Source organism: Luteimonas aestuarii, from assembly GCF_004357985.1.
Taxonomy (GTDB): domain Bacteria; phylum Pseudomonadota; class Gammaproteobacteria; order Xanthomonadales; family Xanthomonadaceae; genus Luteimonas; species Luteimonas aestuarii.
Map to the genome: position 1 here is coordinate 30,560 of NZ_SMTF01000001.1, position 16,379 is coordinate 46,938.

Sequence of the window (16,379 nt, forward strand, 5' to 3'; positions counted from 1 at the left end):
CACGATGAAGATCACCGAAATCCGGCTGGGCATGCTGCGCGTACCGCTGAAGACGCCGTTCAAGACCGCGCTGCGCACCGTCGAGGCGGTGGAGGACATCGTCGTCGCCATCCATACCGATACCGGCCACGTCGGCTACGGCGAGGCCGCGGCCACCGCGGTGATCACCGGCGATACCCACGGTTCGATCATCGAGGCCATCGACCGCGTGATTGCGCCGCGGCTGGTCGGGCAGGACATCGCCAACCTCAACCACATCACCCGGCTGATCCAGACATCGCTGGAGCGCAACACCAGCGCCAAGGCGGCGGTGGAGATCGCGGTCTACGACCTGTGGGGGCAGCTGTACGAGGCGCCCCTGTACCGGATGCTCGGTGGCGGCGACCCGGTGGTCACCACCGACATCACCATCAGCGTGGATTACATCGACAAGATGGTGGCCGATTCGATCTCGGCGGTGGAACGCGGCTTCGAATCGCTGAAGATCAAGGTCGGCAAGGACATCGGCGTGGACATCGAACGGGTCAAGGCGATCCATGCCGCCGTCGAGGGCCGCGCCCTGCTCCGCCTGGACGCCAACCAGGGCTGGACCGCGAAGCAGGCGGTCTTCGCGATGCATGCCCTGGAGGACGCCGGCGTGCACCTGGAGCTGCTGGAGCAGCCGGTGCGCGCGCAGGACATCGCCGGGCTGAAGTACGTCACCGACCGCGTGCATACGCCGGTGATGGCCGACGAAAGCGTGTTCGGCCCGCTGGAGGTGATCGAACTGATCAAGCAGCACGCCGCCGACATCATCAACATCAAACTGATGAAAACCGGCGGCATCTCCAATGCGATCCGCATCGCCGACATCTCGGCCCTGTACGGCGTTGAATGCATGATCGGCTGCATGATCGAGACCAGCATCAGCGTCGCCGCCGCCGTGCACCTGGCGGTCGCGAAGTCCGACGTCATCACCAAGGTCGACCTGGACGGTCCTTCGTTATGCGCCTACGATCCGGTCGATGGCGGCGTGACCTTCAGCGAATCCGAGATCACCATCGGCGATGCCCCGGGCCTCGGCATCCGCGCCATCCGCGGCTACCAACCCATCGTGCGCTGACGCCGCCATGTCGTCGTTGCTCAAGATCCGCTCGGAACGCGACCGCATGTCGGCGATCGAGCGACGCATCGCCGATTTCATCCTCGACAACGCCCACCTGCTGCGCGACTACTCCTCCCAGCAGCTGGCCAATGCATTGGGGATCAGCCAGTCCAGCGTGGTGAAGTTCAGCCAGAAGCTCGGCTTCAAGGGCTATCCGGACCTGAAGTACTCGGTTGGCGAAGCGATCGCACGCAACGGCGACGAGAACGGCCATGCCGCAAGAGGCGACGGCGACGACGACCATGCCTCGCTGGCCATCGACCTCTGGAACGCCAAAGCCAATGCGGAAGAGGAAACCCGGCTGATCAATCCCGGCGACCGCTTGGAGGGCATCTCGCTGCTGTTGCGCAATGCCGACAAGGTGTTCCTGGTCGGCATCGGCCCCGACAGCATCGCCGCACGCGGTTTCGCGATCCGGCTGTCGCTGCTGGGTATCCTGGCCATCCACCACTTCGATCCGGTTCTGGTGCCGGCCGAGGTCTCCACCTCCAGCCCGAGCGACGTGCTGATCCTGTTCTCGGAACATGGCCAACAGGCTTCGTTCTGCCAGTTGGCGCGTCTGTTCCGCGAGCGCGGTGGCCGCGTGGTGACAGTCACCCGGCACACGGCCAATCCGCTGCGGGCGCACGCCGACGAACAGTTGCTGGTCTCCGCGCACGACGAGCGCGCGCACGTCGTGCCGCTGCTCTACCAGTCCGCGCTGCAGCACCTGCTGGACCAGGTATTCCTGCTGGTCTGCGAAGACGAGGACCGGCGCAAGCAGCTCGACGACAACCACCAGCAGGTCCGGCACCTGCTCGACGGTTGACGAGCCAGGATAGCCGCCATCCTCCGGTCCACCCGTCGCCGCAGCTGGCACGATACGTCCCCTGGCCCGTGCGCGACGGTCGCTGCCCGCACATCCGTGGCACTCTCCACCCCATCCATCTCCATCCACGACCCGGCAGGCCGATGACCGAACCCGCACGCAGGCACTTCCTCAACACCGCACCGGCCCGGGTGCTGCTGGCGCTGGTGCTCGGCGCCACCATCGGCATCTGGTTGAACTATGCAGCCCCGGAGACCGGCATCCGTGTGGCCGATGCCGTGCAACCCATCGGGCGCCTGTGGTTGAACGCACTGCAAATGACGGTGGTGCCGTTGGTGGCGGCGCTGATCGTGGTCGGTATCAACTCCGCCAGCGATGCGGCGGCTTCGGGCCGCACGGCGCGGATGTCGATCCTGGTGTTCGTGGTCCTGCTGGCGGTCGCGGGTGCGTTCGCGGCCATCGCCACGCCGGCCCTGCTGTCGTCCCTGCCGCGCAACGAGGCGCTGACGGAATCCTTCAGCGCGGCAATGGCCGTGCCCGAAACGACGGCAAGCACCGATTTCGGGCTGTGGATTTCCAGCCTGATACCCAGCAATGCCATCGCCGCGGCCGCGGCCGGCTCGATGCTGCCGCTGGTGGTGTTCGCGATGTTCTTCGGCTTCGCGTTGACGCGGCTTGAGGTCGAGCCCCGTGCACGCATGCTGGGCTTCATCCGCAGCATCGGCGACACCATGCTGGTGATCGTGCGCTGGGTGTTGTGGATCGCACCGCTGGGCGTGTTCGCACTCGTGCTTGCGGTCAGCGCCAGGGTCGGCCTGGACATGCTGCAAGCCCTGCTCTACTACGTGGCAACGCAGTCGGCGCTCTACATCACCATCACCGTGCTTCTGTATGGCGTGGCGGTGGTGGCTGCCGGTGAAGGGCTGCGGCGCTTCGCCTCCGCACTGGTGCCGGTGCAGGCCATCGCCGCCAGCACGCAGTCCTCGGTCGCCTCGCTGCCGGTGATGATCGACAGCGCGCGAACGCGGCTGGGGTATCCGCTCGCCGTCACCTCGTTGACCCTGCCGATGGCGGTCTCGCTGTTCCGCATCGCCAGCCCGCCGCAGTACATCGTGGTCGCCTGCTTCATCGCATGGATGATGGGTATCGAATTGACTGCCGGCCAGCTGGCGATTGCCGTGGGCATCAGCATCGTCATCAGCATGGGCTCGGTGGGGTTGCCCGGCCAGGTCAGCTTCATGACCAACAACACGCCGGTCACGCAGGCCATGGGCCTGCCGGTCGAACCGCTCGCGCTGCTGCTGGTGGTCGACACCATCCCCGACGTCTTCGCCACCGTGGCCAACACCTCGGCCGACATGGCGGCCACCGCGATCGTCGCGCGACGAAGTCCCGGCCACACGGATGGAGAAGCAGGCGCCGCGCACGACGGCTGAACGCGTCGACGGGGCGGTCGCAGGGCTGCCTAGTGGCGCTTCGCTTCCCGCATCGCCGCCACGCGCACCGGTGCGTGGAAGCTGTCGCTGCGCGATTGTGCCCAGAACTGCTGGAACACGCGGTGCTCGGGGATATGGTCGAGCAGTTCCCCCGGCTTGACGAAGCGGTACAGCGAGGCGAGCGAGCGCACCTCGGTCGGCGATACCCGGCGCAGGATGTGTTCGGGGCCGATCTGCGAGGGATGCTCCAGCCCCGCCGCCCCCAACAGGTCGCGCAGCGCCCGCAGGGTGTTCTGGTGGTAGTTGAACACGCGCGTCGCCTTGTCCTCGACGTCCAGCGCGCGCCAGCGCTTCGGGTCCTGCGTGGCCACGCCGGTCGGGCAGTGGTCGTTGTGGCAGGTGCGCGACTGGATGCAACCCAGCGCGAACATGAAGGCGCGCGCGGCATTGCACCAGTCCGCACCCATCGCCAGCGTGCGCGCCACCTCGAACGCCCCGGTGACCTTGCCCGCCGCACCAATCCGCACGCGGTCGCGAAGGTCCAGCCCCACCAGGGTGTTGTGCACCAGCATCAGCGCCTCGTGCATCGGCAGGCCGACATGGTTGATGAACTCGGCGGGTGCGGCGCCGGTGCCGCCCTCCGCACCGTCGACGACGATGAAGTCCGGCACGATCCCCGATTCCTGCATCGCCTTGGCCACGCCGAACCACTCCCAGGGGTGACCGACCGCCAGCTTGAAGCCGGTGGGCTTGCCGCCCGACAGCTCGCGCAGGCGCGCCATGAATTCCAGCATGCCCAGCGGCGTCGAGAACTCCGGATGCGCGGCGGGCGACAGGCAATCCTTGCCCACGGGGATCCCGCGCGCCTTGGCGATTTCCTCCGTGACCTTCGCTGCGGGCAGCATGCCGCCCTTGCCGGGCTTGGCGCCTTGCGACAGTTTGAGTTCGATCATCTTCACCTGCGGATCGCAGGCATTGTCCTTGAAGCGCGTCGCATCGAAACGGCCGCTGTCGTCGCGGCAGCCAAAGTAGCCCGAGCCGATCTCCCAGACCAGGTCGCCGCCATGCTCGCGGTGATAGCTGGAAATCGAGCCTTCGCCGGTGTCGTGGAAGAACCCGCCACGCCGCGCGCCTGCGTTGAGTGCACGGATCGCATTCGCCGACAGCGACCCGAAGCTCATCGCGGAGATGTTCAGTACGCTGGCCTGGTAGCGCGTCGCGGCAGTGCCGCCGATGGCCACGCGGAAGTCGTGCGACTCGGCATGGCGCGGCACCATCGAATGGTTGATCCACTCATAGTCCACGCCATACGGATCATGCGCGCTGCCGAACGGCACCACGTCCATCACGCCTTTCGAACGCTGGTACACCAGGGCGCGCTGCTCGCGCGAGAACGGCACTTCGGCCAGGTCGTCCTCGATGAAATACTGCCGGATCTCCGGACGGATCGCCTCGAAGCCATAGCGGAAATGCGCCAGCAGCGGATAGTTGCGCCGCAGGGTGGCCTTGCGCTGGAGCAGGTCGCCGAGGCCGACCGCCGTCAACACGCCGAACAGCAGCGCGGGCCATATCCACACGGTCGAATGCAGCGCCAAACCCAGCGACAGAAGCAGCCCCGCCACGCATGCAGCAAACAACAGGTAACGGCTCATTCCTCTCCCTGAAATACAAGCGTGCCCGGCATCGCCGCCCTCCCTGGGCCGGGCTGGGCACGTGCGGCACTGTGACCCGCATTGTAGTCACCGCCCCGTCATGGCCGTTTCAGGCTGCCGACGAGCGCCGCATCGCGTCAGTTCCCGACCTGTGTGCCCATCCACGTCGGTACGCCCGCGCCCAAACTGCCTGCGGGCCCGCGCAACCCGGCAGGGCCGGCAGGGCCGGCAATGGCATGGAACCTGCGTGCACTCCCTTGCCATTGCCATTTTCTTGGGGAAACCATGGGGCGGTCAGGACGGAAATCCGCTGCACTTGCAGCAGCCTTGGTGGCATCCGTCGCGACCAGCGGCTGCGATCGCACCGCGGATGCCTCCGGTGCCGGCTTCAGCGACGGGTTCGCCTCGGGCTATGCCGAAAAATGCGTCCTGCGCGCGCCGGCCGAATCCCGCCGCTGGTCGAATGCGGCGTACACACGCGGCTATGCAGACGGCGTGGAAACAGGCAAGACGGCCTGCCGTGGTGAAGTCGCGCGGCAAGGCAGGCCCGACCCGGGCGAGGTGCAAGTCGTTGCGCACGCCCCGGCGGACAGGCGCTAGCCGCGCCGACACGGCGCGGGCCACCAGAGGGGTGCGTGCGACGGGCCGATTTCGCGAGGCGTGGTGCCCGGGGCCGGACTCGAACCGGCATAACCTCGCGGCTGGCGGATTTTAAGTCCGCTGCGTCTACCAGTTTCGCCACCCGGGCAAGCCGCGGTGCCATCTGCCATCACGAGGATGGAGGCCTGGGTCGGAATCGAACCGGCGTACGCGGATTTGCAGTCCGCTGCATGACCACTCTGCCACCAGGCCGGTGACTGCCGCAGCGGCAACGATACACGTTGGCGTTGCAGGTACAAAACCACATAAGCAAAGCCCCGGCGGTGCCGGGGCCTGCATGGAACCTGGAGCGGGAAAAGGGGCTCGAACCCTCGACCTCAACCTTGGCAAGGTTGCGCTCTACCAACTGAGCTATTCCCGCATCGAGCCGCGCATTTTACCGTCCGCCCCGGGCGTGTCAACACTTGCCTTCTCGCCTGCGGTCAGGACCGGCCACGCCGCCCGCAGGTAGGCCAGCCCTGACCACAGCGTCAGCACTGCTGCCGCCGCCAGCAGCCAGTCGCCGAGGATGAAGATTTCGCGGCCGAGCCACGGTGCCGGTCGTGGATCGGGGGTCACGGAATACAGCAGGCACAGCAGCGCGACCATCTGCGCGATGGTCTTGATCTTGCCGATCGAAGCCACCTTCACCGTCGCACGCTGGCCCAGCTCCGCCATCCATTCACGCAGCGCCGATACCGCGATCTCGCGGCCCACGATCACCGCCGCCCAGAACGCCATCCACGGCGTGGGATGGCCCTGCACGATCAGGAACAGTGCCACAGCCACCATCAGCTTGTCGGCCACGGGGTCGAGGAAGGCACCGAACGCCGAGTACTGGTGGTACTTGCGCGCGATCCAGCCGTCCAGCCAGTCGGTGATCGACGCCAGCGCGAACACCAGCGCCGCGGCGAAGTTGGTCCACGCGAACGGCAGGTAGAACACGACGACCAGCACCGGGATCATCATGATCCGCAGCAGGGTCAGCCACGTGGGGATGGTCAATCTCATGCGTCGTTTGGATCCTGTGCACCCGTTACGGGTGCCTGCAACCCGTGCAGGGTCGCATAAATCCGTTTCGCCAGTGCCGCGTTGACGCCCTCGACCTGCGCGATCTGCTCTTCGCCCGCCGCCTTCAGCCCGGGCAGTCCACCGAAATGCTTCAGCAGGCTGGCGCGTCTGCGCGGACCGATGCCGGGGATGTCTTCCAGACGGCTGGAGGTGCGCGCCTTCTGGCGACGACCGCGATGCCCGGTGATCGCGAACCGGTGCGCTTCATCGCGCACCTGCTGGATCAACTGCAGGCCGGGCGAGTCCGGACCGGGGCGCAGTTCACGCCCGTCCGGCAGCAGCAGCGCCTCGTGCCCGGCGCGACGTTCCGGCCCCTTGGCCACGCCCACCAGCATCACGCCGCCGATCCCCAGGTCGGCCAGCACCCCGCGCGCCTGCGCCACCTGGCCCTTGCCACCGTCGATCAGCAATACGTCCGGCAACACCCCACCCTCGTCCACCGCGCGCCGGAAGCGGCGTTCCAGTGCCTGGTGCATCGCCGCATAGTCATCGCCGGGCTCGATGCCGGCGATGTTGTAGCGGCGATACTGGCCGCGCACCGCGCCCTCGGGACCAAACACCACGCACGAGGCCACCGTCGCCTCGCCCATGGTGTGGCTGATGTCGAAACACTCGATGCGTTGCGGCACCTCGTCCAGGTCCAGCAGCGTGCGCAGCGACTCCATCCGCGCCTGCTGGGTCGCCTGGCTGCCGAGTTCGCTGGACAGCGCCAGCTCGGCATTGCGCTGCGCCAGTTCAACGTAGCGCGCACGGTCGCCGCGCACATTCGCCTTCAGCAGCACCTTGCGCCCTGCCGACAAGGTGAATGCGTCCTGCAGCAGTTCAAGGTCCTCGATCGTGCGATCGAGGACGATCTCTCGCGGTGGCGCCTGCTCGGCGTAGTACTGCGAGACGAACGCGGCCAGCACTTCGGCGGCATCGGTGCTGCCGTTGGTCTTCGGAAAGAACGCCCGCGTGCCGAGGCTGCGCCCGTCGCGGAATGCCAGCAGCAGCACGCAGGCGTGCGCGCCCTGCATCACGCAGGCCAGCACGTCGAGTTCGGCGGCATTGCCATCGACGTACTGACGCGCCTGCAGCGTGCGAATGCCGGCGACCAGGTCGCGCAGGCGTGCCGCCTCCTCGAAATCCAGCCGTTCGCTGGCCGCTTCCATCGCCGCGGCCAGTTCGCGGCTCAGGTCGTCGCTGCGACCTTCGAGGAAGAGCGACACGCGGCGCACGGACTCGGCGTAGTCGCGTGCCGACACCAGGCCGACGCAGGGCGCGGTGCAGCGGCCGATCTGGTGCTGCAGGCAGGGCCGCGAGCGGTTGCGGAACACGCTGTCCTCGCAGGTGCGCAGCTTGAACAGCTTCTGCATCATGTTCAGCGTTTCGCGCACCGCGCCAACGCTGGTGTACGGGCCGAAATAGCGCCCCGGCACGTTGCGAGGGCCGCGGTGCACCGAAATGCGTGGCCACGGTTCCTGCGTCAGCAGCACGTAGGGATAACTTTTGTCGTCGCGCAGCAACACGTTGTAACGCGGCCGCAGCGATTTGATCAGCTGGTTCTCCAGCAGCAACGCCTCGGCCTCGGTGCGGGTGACCGTGACCTCCATCGCCGCCACCTGCGCCAGCATCGCCACGGTGCGCGGTGCCTTCGGCGCTGCGCTGAAGTAACTGGCCACGCGCTTCTTCAGCGCGCCCGCCTTGCCGACATACAGCACCGCGCCATCGGCGGCGAGCATGCGATAGACGCCCGGGGCGGTGCTCAGGCCGCGGACGAAGGCCTTGCCGTCGAACCCCGTTGCACCGCGCCGCGCAGGCTTTCCGCCGGAAGCGCCAGACCCTGCCGTCATTCGCCTATCGGGACGTGTCGGACCGCGCCGGATTTGGTATCGAGCCGCAGCACGGCGTGGGCATCGGTATCGGCGATCCAGACCACGCCATCGGCCACGGCCAGTCCGCCGGGTGCATGCAGGCGCTGCGGCAGTTCGAAGGTGGTCAGTTCACCGCCGCCCAGGCGCAGTGAACGCAACGCGTCGTTGCCACTGTCGGCGATCCACAGCACCGGCGCGTCGGGTGCCAGGGCGATCGCCTGCGGCTGCTGCAGGCGCGCCTCGGTGCGCGCGCCGTCGGCGTTGCCGAAGTTCCATGCATCCTGCCCGACCAGGGTTTGCACCTGTCCGCTGCGGGCGTTGACGCTACGGATCGCGGAACCGGCGGCATCGCAGACGTAGATCACCTGTTGCACCGCCGCCAGCGACGTCGGCTCGGCGAACGCCGCCGCAGGGCCGCTGCCATCGGTCACGCCCATCGCACCGGAGCCGGCCACCAGCTTGATCTCCGGCTTGCCCAGGTCGAAGCTCCACAGGCGGTTGTCGCCGGCGGTGGCAATGAACATCTTGCCGCCCACCAACGCCACGGCACGCGGCTGGTCCAGTGCCACCAGGCGTGGATCGCCCACGGCACCCTTGATCGGCGTGCCGGCACGGCCGGCGCCACAGACGGTTTCCACGTCGCCACTGCGCAGTACGATGCGGCGGACCGCGTGGTTGCCGGCATCGGCCACGTACAGCATGTCGCGCTGCACGCAGATGCCCTGCGGCCGATTGAAGGCGGACAGTTCCATCGGGCCATCGATGAAGCCCGGGCCGCCACTGCCGAACTGGCGGAGCACGCGCCCCCCCTGGTCGCACTCGAGGACGCGATGGTGGCCACTGTCGACCACGTAGAGATAGTTGCCCAGCGTGGCGATGCCGGTCGGGAACCGCAGCGGCAGATGCGGCTCGCCGCCCCGGCGCATCTCGATCGGATCGGGATTGAGCGAACGCGGGACGAGCTCCTCGCCCAGTTTCGACACCCGCGCATCCAGCTCGCGGATCGGGCCATCGCCGACGATGCGCTCGCGGATGCGGCCTTCGCCATCCAGCAGCACCACCGTCGGCCAAGCCTCGATGCCATAGTGCTGCCACAAGGTCCAGTCGGGATCGTGGGCAATCGGGAATTCGTACTTCTGCCGCCCCAGGCGCCTGCCCACGCGACGCGCATCGCGCTCGTGCTCGAAGCGTGGCACGTGCACCGCCACCACGTGAAGCCGGTCGCCATGGCGCGCACGCAGGTGCGCCAGGTCGTTCAGCCGTTGCTGCGACCAGGCCGAGCCCGCGTTGACGAAGGCCAGCGCGCAGACCTTGCCGCGCAGTTGCGCCATGCGCAGCGGCGCGAGCAGGTTGATCCACTCGAGGTTCGGCGGAAACTCTGGGGCGATCGCGGCATCCATCGTCGCCGGATTATGCGTCATCCGGGCCGGCGTTGCCGCGAGAAACGGGCGGCTGCGTGCCGCGCCGCGGCGTCCACCTGCGCCCAGACCGTGTCGAAGTGGCTCTGGCCGCCGGTGTAGGGATCGGCGATTTCCGCGCCCGTGCCCTCGCCTGCCCACTCCCGCAACAGGACGATCTCCGCGCGGGCATCCCGCGGCGCCCGCGCGCGCACCTCGCGAAGGTTGGTGCGGTCCGCGCAGAGCAGCCAGTCGAACCGCTGGAAGTCATCCACATGCAGCTGGCGACCGCGCAAGGTCGAGATGTCCACGCCGTGGCTCGCCGCGGTGGCGATGGCCCGGCGATCCGGCGGCTCATCGACATGCCAGTCGCCGGTGCCTGCCGAGTCCACCTGCACCCGGTCGCCCAGCCCCGCCTGCTGCAGCCGGAAGCGCAGCGCGCCTTCGGCCATCGGCGAGCGGCAGATGTTGCCCAGGCAGACCACCAGCAGGCGCACCGGCTCAGCCACGCGCCGCCATCCTCGCCTCGGCGCGCGCCAGGTCCTCGGGTGTGTCCACGCCGGGCGGGAACGGTTCCGGCGTGATCGCCACGGCGATGCGGCAGCCGGCCTCCAGCACGCGCAATTGCTCCAGCGATTCCAGGCGCTCCAGCCGGCCAGGCGGCATGGCGGCGAAGCGTCGCAGGAAACCCACGCGATAGGCATAGATGCCGATATGGCGCATGCATGCGCCTTCGGCCGGTTCGCGATTGCCGGCGGCGAAGGCGTCGCGATGCCAAGGGATCGGGGCACGGCTGAAGTACAGCGCATTCCGGTTGGCGTCGCTGACCACCTTCACGGTGTTGGGGTCGAACAGCTGCCCGGCTTCGATCCTGTCGTCTGCCAGGGTTGCCATGTCCGCGCCGGTATCTGCCAGCAGCACTGCGACCGCCTGGATGCCGGCCGGGGGCGCGAAAGGCTCGTCGCCCTGCAAGTTGACCACCAGCGTGTCGTCGCTCCAGCGCGCCAGTCCCGCGCACTCGGCCAGGCGATCGGTGCCCGAGATGTGCGACGCCGCGGTCATCGCCACGCGCACGCCATTGCCTTCGAGGGCCTTGGCGATGCGGTCGTCGTCCGCCGCCACCCACACCTCGCGCGCGCCCGCGGCGAGCGCGCGGCGCGCGACATGCAGCACCAGCGGCTCACCCGCCAGCAGCCGCAGGGGCTTGCCCGGCAGGCGCATGGCGTCATGGCGGGCGGGGATGGCGACGACGAAGTCCGGGATTGTCATTCGAGGATTCTAAACGGATGTCGCGATGCTTCTGGTGTCGGTCGATCGCGCTGTGAGCGATCCGCTCCTTTCCCGGGGAAGCGTTGCGGCGAGGGCGGGGGCGATCACCTGTGCAGGGCGCCTCACTGGAACCGTTCGATGGATGCCTGGTGGTTCTTTGGCGGATCTCGACATCAGTTCGCGGACACGCCGCCCCCCACATGGAGGTGCGGCGTTTCCCGACACGGCGAGGATGGCGGGTCGCGAATCCGACGCACTTCCCGCCAATCGTCAACTCCGTCGGGGACGGTGTCCTCCTGGTGATGGTTTCGCCCGCATGGGAGCGAATTCATCCCGTGCTTCCGTGCGCGAAAACATGACCGGCCACCGTCGGGATTTCGATGGGCCAACCCTGTGTTCCCTGAAACTCGAATTGCACGGCGCATGGGGAAAATTTCAGTTCGCCGGCAGTCCCCCGTCAGAACGCACCGGCGTCGTTGCCTCGGCTTCTGGTAGCGGCTGTGGCATGTCCTCCAGCGGGACCGGCGACTGCGAGGGGAAGTGGCCGACGACGCCGTCCACCACGCCATCCACGACTTTCTGCTTCGCATGGCGCGCAAGCTCGGCGGGATCGGCCAGTTCCTCGATGCGCTTGCCGCCGAAATCCGGACCCAGCACGTAGAACAGGTCCGACACCGTCGGCCAGCCAAGGTGCGGCGCCAGGAACCAGTAGGCGCCCACCAGCGCCAGCACGAACATCAGCAGCTTCAGCAACGCGCCAACCAGCTTGAACGCCAGGTACGCGCCCACGACCAGCATGACCAGCCCGAGCCAGCTCACGCCGCCGATGCCTCGACAATGCCATCCACGCGTGGACGCAGCCCCGGGTCCAGCGCAACGCGTTCGTCGAACACGAAGCAGTCGCCGTCGTAGCCCACGCCACCCACGGCTTCGAAGTAGCCAAGGATGCCGCCCTCGAGCTGCAGCACGTTGTCCATGCCGGTATCGCGCATCCACAGCGCGGCCTTTTCGCAGCGGATGCCGCCGGTGCAGAAACTCACCACGGTGGCATCGGCCAGGGCCCCGCGATGCGGTTCCAGTGCGTCGGGCAGGTCGGTGAAATTGTCGATCGGCAGCGTCAGCGCGCCGTCGAAGGTGCCATGCGCGAATTCCTCGCGGTTGCGCGTGTCCAGCAGCACCAGCCGGCGGCCCGCGTCGTCGGCGCCCTGCGCGATCCAGCGCGCCAGGTCCCGCGGTGCCACCGCGGGCGCCCGCTCGCGCGACAGCGGCACGGCACCGTCGCGACGGAAACTGATGATCTCGCGCTTCAACTTCACCTTCAGCCGCGCGAACGGTTGCGCGGCGCTGTCGCTGTACTTCACCTGCAGCGCGGCGAAACGCGCATCCGCACGCAGCCACGCCAGGAACCCCTCGATGGCGGCAGGCGTCCCGGCGAGGAACAGGTTGATCCCCTCCGGCGCGACCAGCACCGTGCCGCGCAAGGCCCCGTCTTCGGCGCGCGCCCGTACCGCCGCGACCAGCGCGGCGGGGTCGTCGATGGCGACGAAATGGTAGGCGGCGACGTTGCGGATCATCGCGGCATTGTAGGCCGCCGCCGCCCCGCCCGGGCCAACCCGGGCTTACTCGTGGTGGTCGCGCACGAACTGGTCCAGCAGGCGCACGCCGAACGCGGACGCGCCTTCCGGGATCGTCGGCTTGGCGCTGTTGCGCCAGGCCATGCCGGCGATGTCCAGGTGCGCCCACGGCAGGTCCCTGGGCACCCATTCACCGATGAACCAGGCCGCCGTGCCGGAGCCGGGCGATCCGCCGCCGTTGCGCAGGTCGGCGATGGGCGACTTCAGGCCCTGCGCATAGTCGTCGCGCAGCGGCATGCGCCACAGCAGCTCGCCGCTGTTCTCGCCCGACGACAGCAGTTGCGCGGCCAACGCGTCGTCGCGCGAGAACAGGCCGGCATAGTCGTTGCCCAGCGCAGTCACGATCGCGCCGGTCAGCGTGGCCACGTCCACGATCAGCTTCGGCCGGTGCTGGCGCTGCACGTACCAGATCGCATCCACCAGCACCATGCGGCCTTCCGCATCGGTGCTCATGATCTCGAAGGTCTTTCCGGACGCGGTGCGGATCACGTCACCGGGACGGCTGGCGGTGCCCGAAGGCATGTTTTCGGCCAGTGCCGCGACGCCCACGGCATTCACGTTCGCGCCGCGGCGCGCCAGGCCCAGCACAGTGGCGATGGTGGTGGCCGCGCCGCTCATGTCGTACTTCATGCGCCACATGTCGGCGCCGGGCTTGAGCGAGATGCCACCGGTATCGAAGGTGATGCCCTTGCCGACGAAGGCCAACGGCGCATCGCCGCGGGTGCCGCCCTGGTAGCTGACCAGCAGCAGCCGTGGCGGTCGTGCACTGCCCTGCCCCACGGACAGGATGCCGCCCATGCCCAGTCGCTCCATCGCCGGCACGTCCAGCACTTCGATCTGCACCGGCAGCCCGCGCGCTTCCTCGCGCACGCGCGCCACGAACTCCTCCGGCCACACCGCGTTCGCCGGCTCGGTCACCAGGTCGCGCGCAAAGGTCACCGACCGCGCCACCGGCTGCCACTGCGCTGCATACGCCTGGCCCGCCGCCGCGCCGGCCGGGCTGCGAACGACCAGCTCGCCGCGTCCCGCGTCGGCCGGCGTCTCGTCGTCGGCCTTGCGCGTGCGGTAGGTGTCGAAGCTGTACTGGCCCAGCTCGACGCCGAGCGCGAGGTGCGAGGCAGCGTCGGCCTCGTCGCCATCCCACACCAGCTCCACGCGCGGTGCCCGTGCCTTGCCCAGCGTGCGCGCGACGGTGCCGCCGATGTCCTGCAGTGCCGCCGGCGTCAGCGCGTCCTTGCCGGTGCCGACCACCAGCAGGCGGTCGTAGCCGGCGAAGCCGCGCAGGTCCAGGGTGGAATCCTTGCGGCCACGGAAGCCCTCGGCCTCCGCCGCCCGGCGCAGCGCGCCGTTGCTGCGGGCATCGATGGACGAGAAGGTGCCGCCTTCCGGCAGGCCTTCAGCGACGGCGATCGCCACCGTGCCCGCATCGGGCGCGGCGTGGGCATCGAACGACAACGTGCGCTGCGCGTGGGCCGACAACGGCAGCAACGCCAGCGCCACCAGCGCCGACAGCAAGGCAAAGACCATTCTGGACATCAAGACGCCCCATCTGATTCAGGAAAGAAGGCGGGCCGCTGGCCGCGCAGCCATCGACCATACCCCGGGCACTCCGCGACGGGGTATGCCGAAAGTCACGCCTCGGTGCCTGACGGTCGTCGCGCCGCCCGTCCGGCGAGCCACATCAGCACCGCGCCGACCAGCATCGCGATGCCCACGTTGCGCAGTTCCAGCACGCTGGCATGCGCCACCAGCCATGCGATCACCAGCAACGCAGTGCCGACCACCCAGCCGCCGCCCGGCACGCGGAACATCGCCGGCGCCACATCGCCGCGGCCTTCGCGCCGCCGCAGCACCGGCAACGCCACGCAGGTGGCGGCATAGGCCAGCAGCCGCGTGATCGTGCTCATCGCCACCGCGGCCAGGAACGAACCCGACAGCGTGAGCACCAGCATGCACACCGCCGTCAGCACGATCGCAAGCCAGGGCGTGTGGAAACGTGGATGCGTGCGCGCGAACAGACCCGGCAATTGGTGTTGCTCGGCCATGCCATAGAGCAGCCGCGGCGCCGCCAGCACCAGGCCGTTGAGCGTGCCGGTGATCGAGATGGCCGCGCCGACCACGATCACCGCCGCGCCGAGGCTGCCGGCGAAGCGACCCGCGGCATCGGCCAGCGGCGTGGTCGATGTGGCCAGGTCTGGCAGCGTGCCGATCGCCACCACCTGGATCAGCACGTACAGCGGCACGATCACCGCCATCGACGCAAGGATCGCGAACGGCAGCGTGCGTCGCGGATCGCGCACCTCGCCCGCCGGCACGGTGGCGGTCTCGAACCCGGTGAAGGCGAACACCAGCAGCAGCATGGTCGCGGAGAATTCGGTCGCCGTCGGCGTGGACTGCGGTACGTAGCTCGCCGGCTCGACGAAGAACAGGCCCACCGCCACGAACAGCACCAGCGGCACCAGCTTGCCGATGGTGAACACGTTGGCGACGATGGCCGCGGTGCGCACGCCGCGGATGTTCACCCAGGCCAGGACGCCCGTCGCGACGGCCGCGACCAGTACGCGCCCATGGGTGGACGCCAACCACGGCGAGAAGTGCGCGAGGTAATCGATCAACAGGTTGCACAGCGCCGCGAACGCAGTGACGCGCGTCAGCCACACCAGCCAGCCCACCTGGAACCCCGCAACCGGTCCGAACGCGGTGCGCGCGTAGAGGTACGGCCCGCCGGTCTGGTCGAAGCGGCTGCCGACTTCGGCGAAGCACAGCACCACCAGCAGCACCAGCACCGCGCAGCCGATGTAGGCGAGCAGCGCATACGGCCCCAGCAGGTCGTGCACGCGGGACGGCAGCCCGAAGATGCCCGCCCCCACCACCGCGTTGATGCACAGCGCCACCATGCTGCCGCGGCCAATGCCGCGGACCAGTCCCTCGCGGGTCGCCGGCCGCACCCGTCAGGCCCGCAGGATCAGCCAGGCCGGCAGCGCCAGCAGCGACAGCAGGAACACGATCGCCAGCAGCCGCGCCACGACCTGCATCGGCTGCTGGCGGAACACGTCGGCGAAGGTCTGGGCGGTGCCATCGGCTTTCGCCTGAGCGACTTCCGCGCGCACCCGCGCCTGCCGGCCACGCTGGTAGTCGGCCATCAGCCGCTTGGCCTGGGGCAGGTCGCCATCGTTGCGCAACCAGATGCCGCCAGCGGAAATGCCGAACAGGCTGGGTGGCGTCTGGTAGTACTCGATCCGGTTGGCATCGAGGAACCCGCGCACGTCGTCCGCCTCGTCGTCGGGCACGTGGCGCAGGTTGAGCAGGAGTTTGGCCATGGGGCGATCATAGCGCGACAGGCGCGCGAGTCGATTCTGGGCGGGTTCGTCATGTCCACGGAGGCACGCCGGATATCGACGAAAATCCGATGGCGCGGAATGGGCATTTGCATCGGGAGCACGTCCCTGGCCACCTTACTTCGACGGATCACTCTT

The 16,379-nt window shown here is 68.5% G+C and carries 15 protein-coding genes and 3 tRNA genes; 4 read left to right on the top strand and 14 right to left on the bottom strand.

Annotated features, from left to right (window positions below; all coding sequences use genetic code 11):
- Positions 1-4 precede the first annotated feature (4 nt).
- The 3 genes from E2F46_RS00135 to E2F46_RS00145 all read left to right on the top strand — a co-directional run bounded on the left by E2F46_RS00135 (position 5) and on the right by E2F46_RS00145 (position 3,388).
- Positions 5-1,102: a dipeptide epimerase gene (locus tag E2F46_RS00135; protein ID WP_133320170.1), complete on the top strand. Its 1,098-nt coding sequence runs from the start codon at positions 5-7 to the stop codon at positions 1,100-1,102.
- Between the two features lie 7 nt (positions 1,103-1,109).
- Positions 1,110-1,952, top strand: a complete 843-nt coding sequence (locus E2F46_RS00140; protein ID WP_133320171.1) for a MurR/RpiR family transcriptional regulator — start codon at positions 1,110-1,112, stop codon at positions 1,950-1,952.
- 143 nt (positions 1,953-2,095) lie between these two features.
- Positions 2,096-3,388, top strand: coding sequence for a dicarboxylate/amino acid:cation symporter (locus tag E2F46_RS00145; RefSeq protein WP_133320172.1), 1,293 nt, complete (start codon positions 2,096-2,098; stop codon positions 3,386-3,388).
- A 29-nt stretch (positions 3,389-3,417) separates the two neighbouring features.
- Here the strand turns inward: E2F46_RS00145 and E2F46_RS00150 are convergent, their stop codons facing one another.
- Positions 3,418-5,040, bottom strand: coding sequence for an FMN-binding glutamate synthase family protein (locus E2F46_RS00150; RefSeq protein ID WP_133320173.1), 1,623 nt, complete (start codon positions 5,038-5,040; stop codon positions 3,418-3,420).
- A 231-nt stretch (positions 5,041-5,271) separates the two neighbouring features.
- Between E2F46_RS00150 and E2F46_RS00155 the strand changes: the two genes are divergently transcribed.
- Positions 5,272-5,640, top strand: coding sequence for a hypothetical protein (locus tag E2F46_RS00155; protein ID WP_165967295.1), 369 nt, complete (start codon positions 5,272-5,274; stop codon positions 5,638-5,640).
- A gap of 61 nt (positions 5,641-5,701) precedes the next feature.
- On the opposite strand, the gene E2F46_RS00160 is transcribed toward E2F46_RS00155, so the two are convergent.
- The 13 genes from E2F46_RS00160 to E2F46_RS00220 form a co-directional block, all read right to left on the bottom strand.
- A tRNA-Leu gene (locus E2F46_RS00160) sits at positions 5,702-5,788 on the bottom strand.
- A 30-nt stretch (positions 5,789-5,818) separates the two neighbouring features.
- A tRNA-Cys gene (locus E2F46_RS00165) sits at positions 5,819-5,892 on the bottom strand.
- 93 nt (positions 5,893-5,985) lie between these two features.
- Positions 5,986-6,061, bottom strand: a tRNA-Gly gene (locus E2F46_RS00170).
- Positions 6,052-6,690 carry a CDP-diacylglycerol--glycerol-3-phosphate 3-phosphatidyltransferase gene (gene pgsA / locus E2F46_RS00175; protein WP_133320175.1) on the bottom strand — a complete coding sequence of 213 codons (639 nt, stop codon included), beginning with the start codon at positions 6,688-6,690 and terminating at the stop codon, positions 6,052-6,054. Before pgsA ends, E2F46_RS00170 begins: the two co-directional genes overlap by 10 nt.
- Positions 6,687-8,582, bottom strand: a complete 1,896-nt coding sequence (gene uvrC / locus E2F46_RS00180) for an excinuclease ABC subunit UvrC (RefSeq protein ID WP_133320176.1) — start codon at positions 8,580-8,582, stop codon at positions 6,687-6,689. Before uvrC ends, pgsA begins: the two co-directional genes overlap by 4 nt.
- Positions 8,579-10,003: a thioredoxin-like domain-containing protein gene (locus E2F46_RS00185; RefSeq protein WP_133320177.1), complete on the bottom strand. Its 1,425-nt coding sequence runs from the start codon at positions 10,001-10,003 to the stop codon at positions 8,579-8,581. Before E2F46_RS00185 ends, uvrC begins: the two co-directional genes overlap by 4 nt.
- Positions 10,004-10,020: 17 nt before the next feature.
- Positions 10,021-10,497: a low molecular weight protein-tyrosine-phosphatase gene (locus E2F46_RS00190; RefSeq protein WP_133320566.1), complete on the bottom strand. Its 477-nt coding sequence runs from the start codon at positions 10,495-10,497 to the stop codon at positions 10,021-10,023.
- 4 nt (positions 10,498-10,501) lie between these two features.
- Positions 10,502-11,269, bottom strand: coding sequence for a 3-deoxy-manno-octulosonate cytidylyltransferase (gene kdsB, locus E2F46_RS00195; protein ID WP_133320178.1), 768 nt, complete (start codon positions 11,267-11,269; stop codon positions 10,502-10,504).
- Between the two features lie 435 nt (positions 11,270-11,704).
- A complete protein-coding gene (locus E2F46_RS00200; protein WP_133320179.1) occupies positions 11,705-12,088 on the bottom strand; it encodes a hypothetical protein in 384 nt (127 codons plus the stop codon).
- The gene (locus E2F46_RS00205) at positions 12,085-12,843 is read right to left on the bottom strand and encodes a sulfurtransferase (RefSeq protein WP_133320180.1); all 759 of its coding nucleotides are present in this window, start codon (positions 12,841-12,843) and stop codon (positions 12,085-12,087) included. The genes E2F46_RS00200 and E2F46_RS00205 overlap by 4 nt, the downstream gene beginning before the upstream one ends.
- Positions 12,844-12,888: 45 nt before the next feature.
- A complete protein-coding gene (locus E2F46_RS00210; protein ID WP_207949482.1) occupies positions 12,889-14,439 on the bottom strand; it encodes a leucyl aminopeptidase in 1,551 nt (516 codons plus the stop codon).
- A 95-nt stretch (positions 14,440-14,534) separates the two neighbouring features.
- Positions 14,535-15,851 (bottom strand): APC family permease, encoded by a 1,317-nt coding sequence (locus E2F46_RS00215; protein ID WP_133320181.1) that lies wholly within the window; start codon positions 15,849-15,851, stop codon positions 14,535-14,537.
- Positions 15,852-15,854: 3 nt separating this feature from the next.
- A complete protein-coding gene (locus tag E2F46_RS00220) occupies positions 15,855-16,223 on the bottom strand; it encodes a DUF6164 family protein (RefSeq protein WP_133320182.1) in 369 nt (122 codons plus the stop codon).
- Positions 16,224-16,379: the final 156 nt, after the last annotated feature.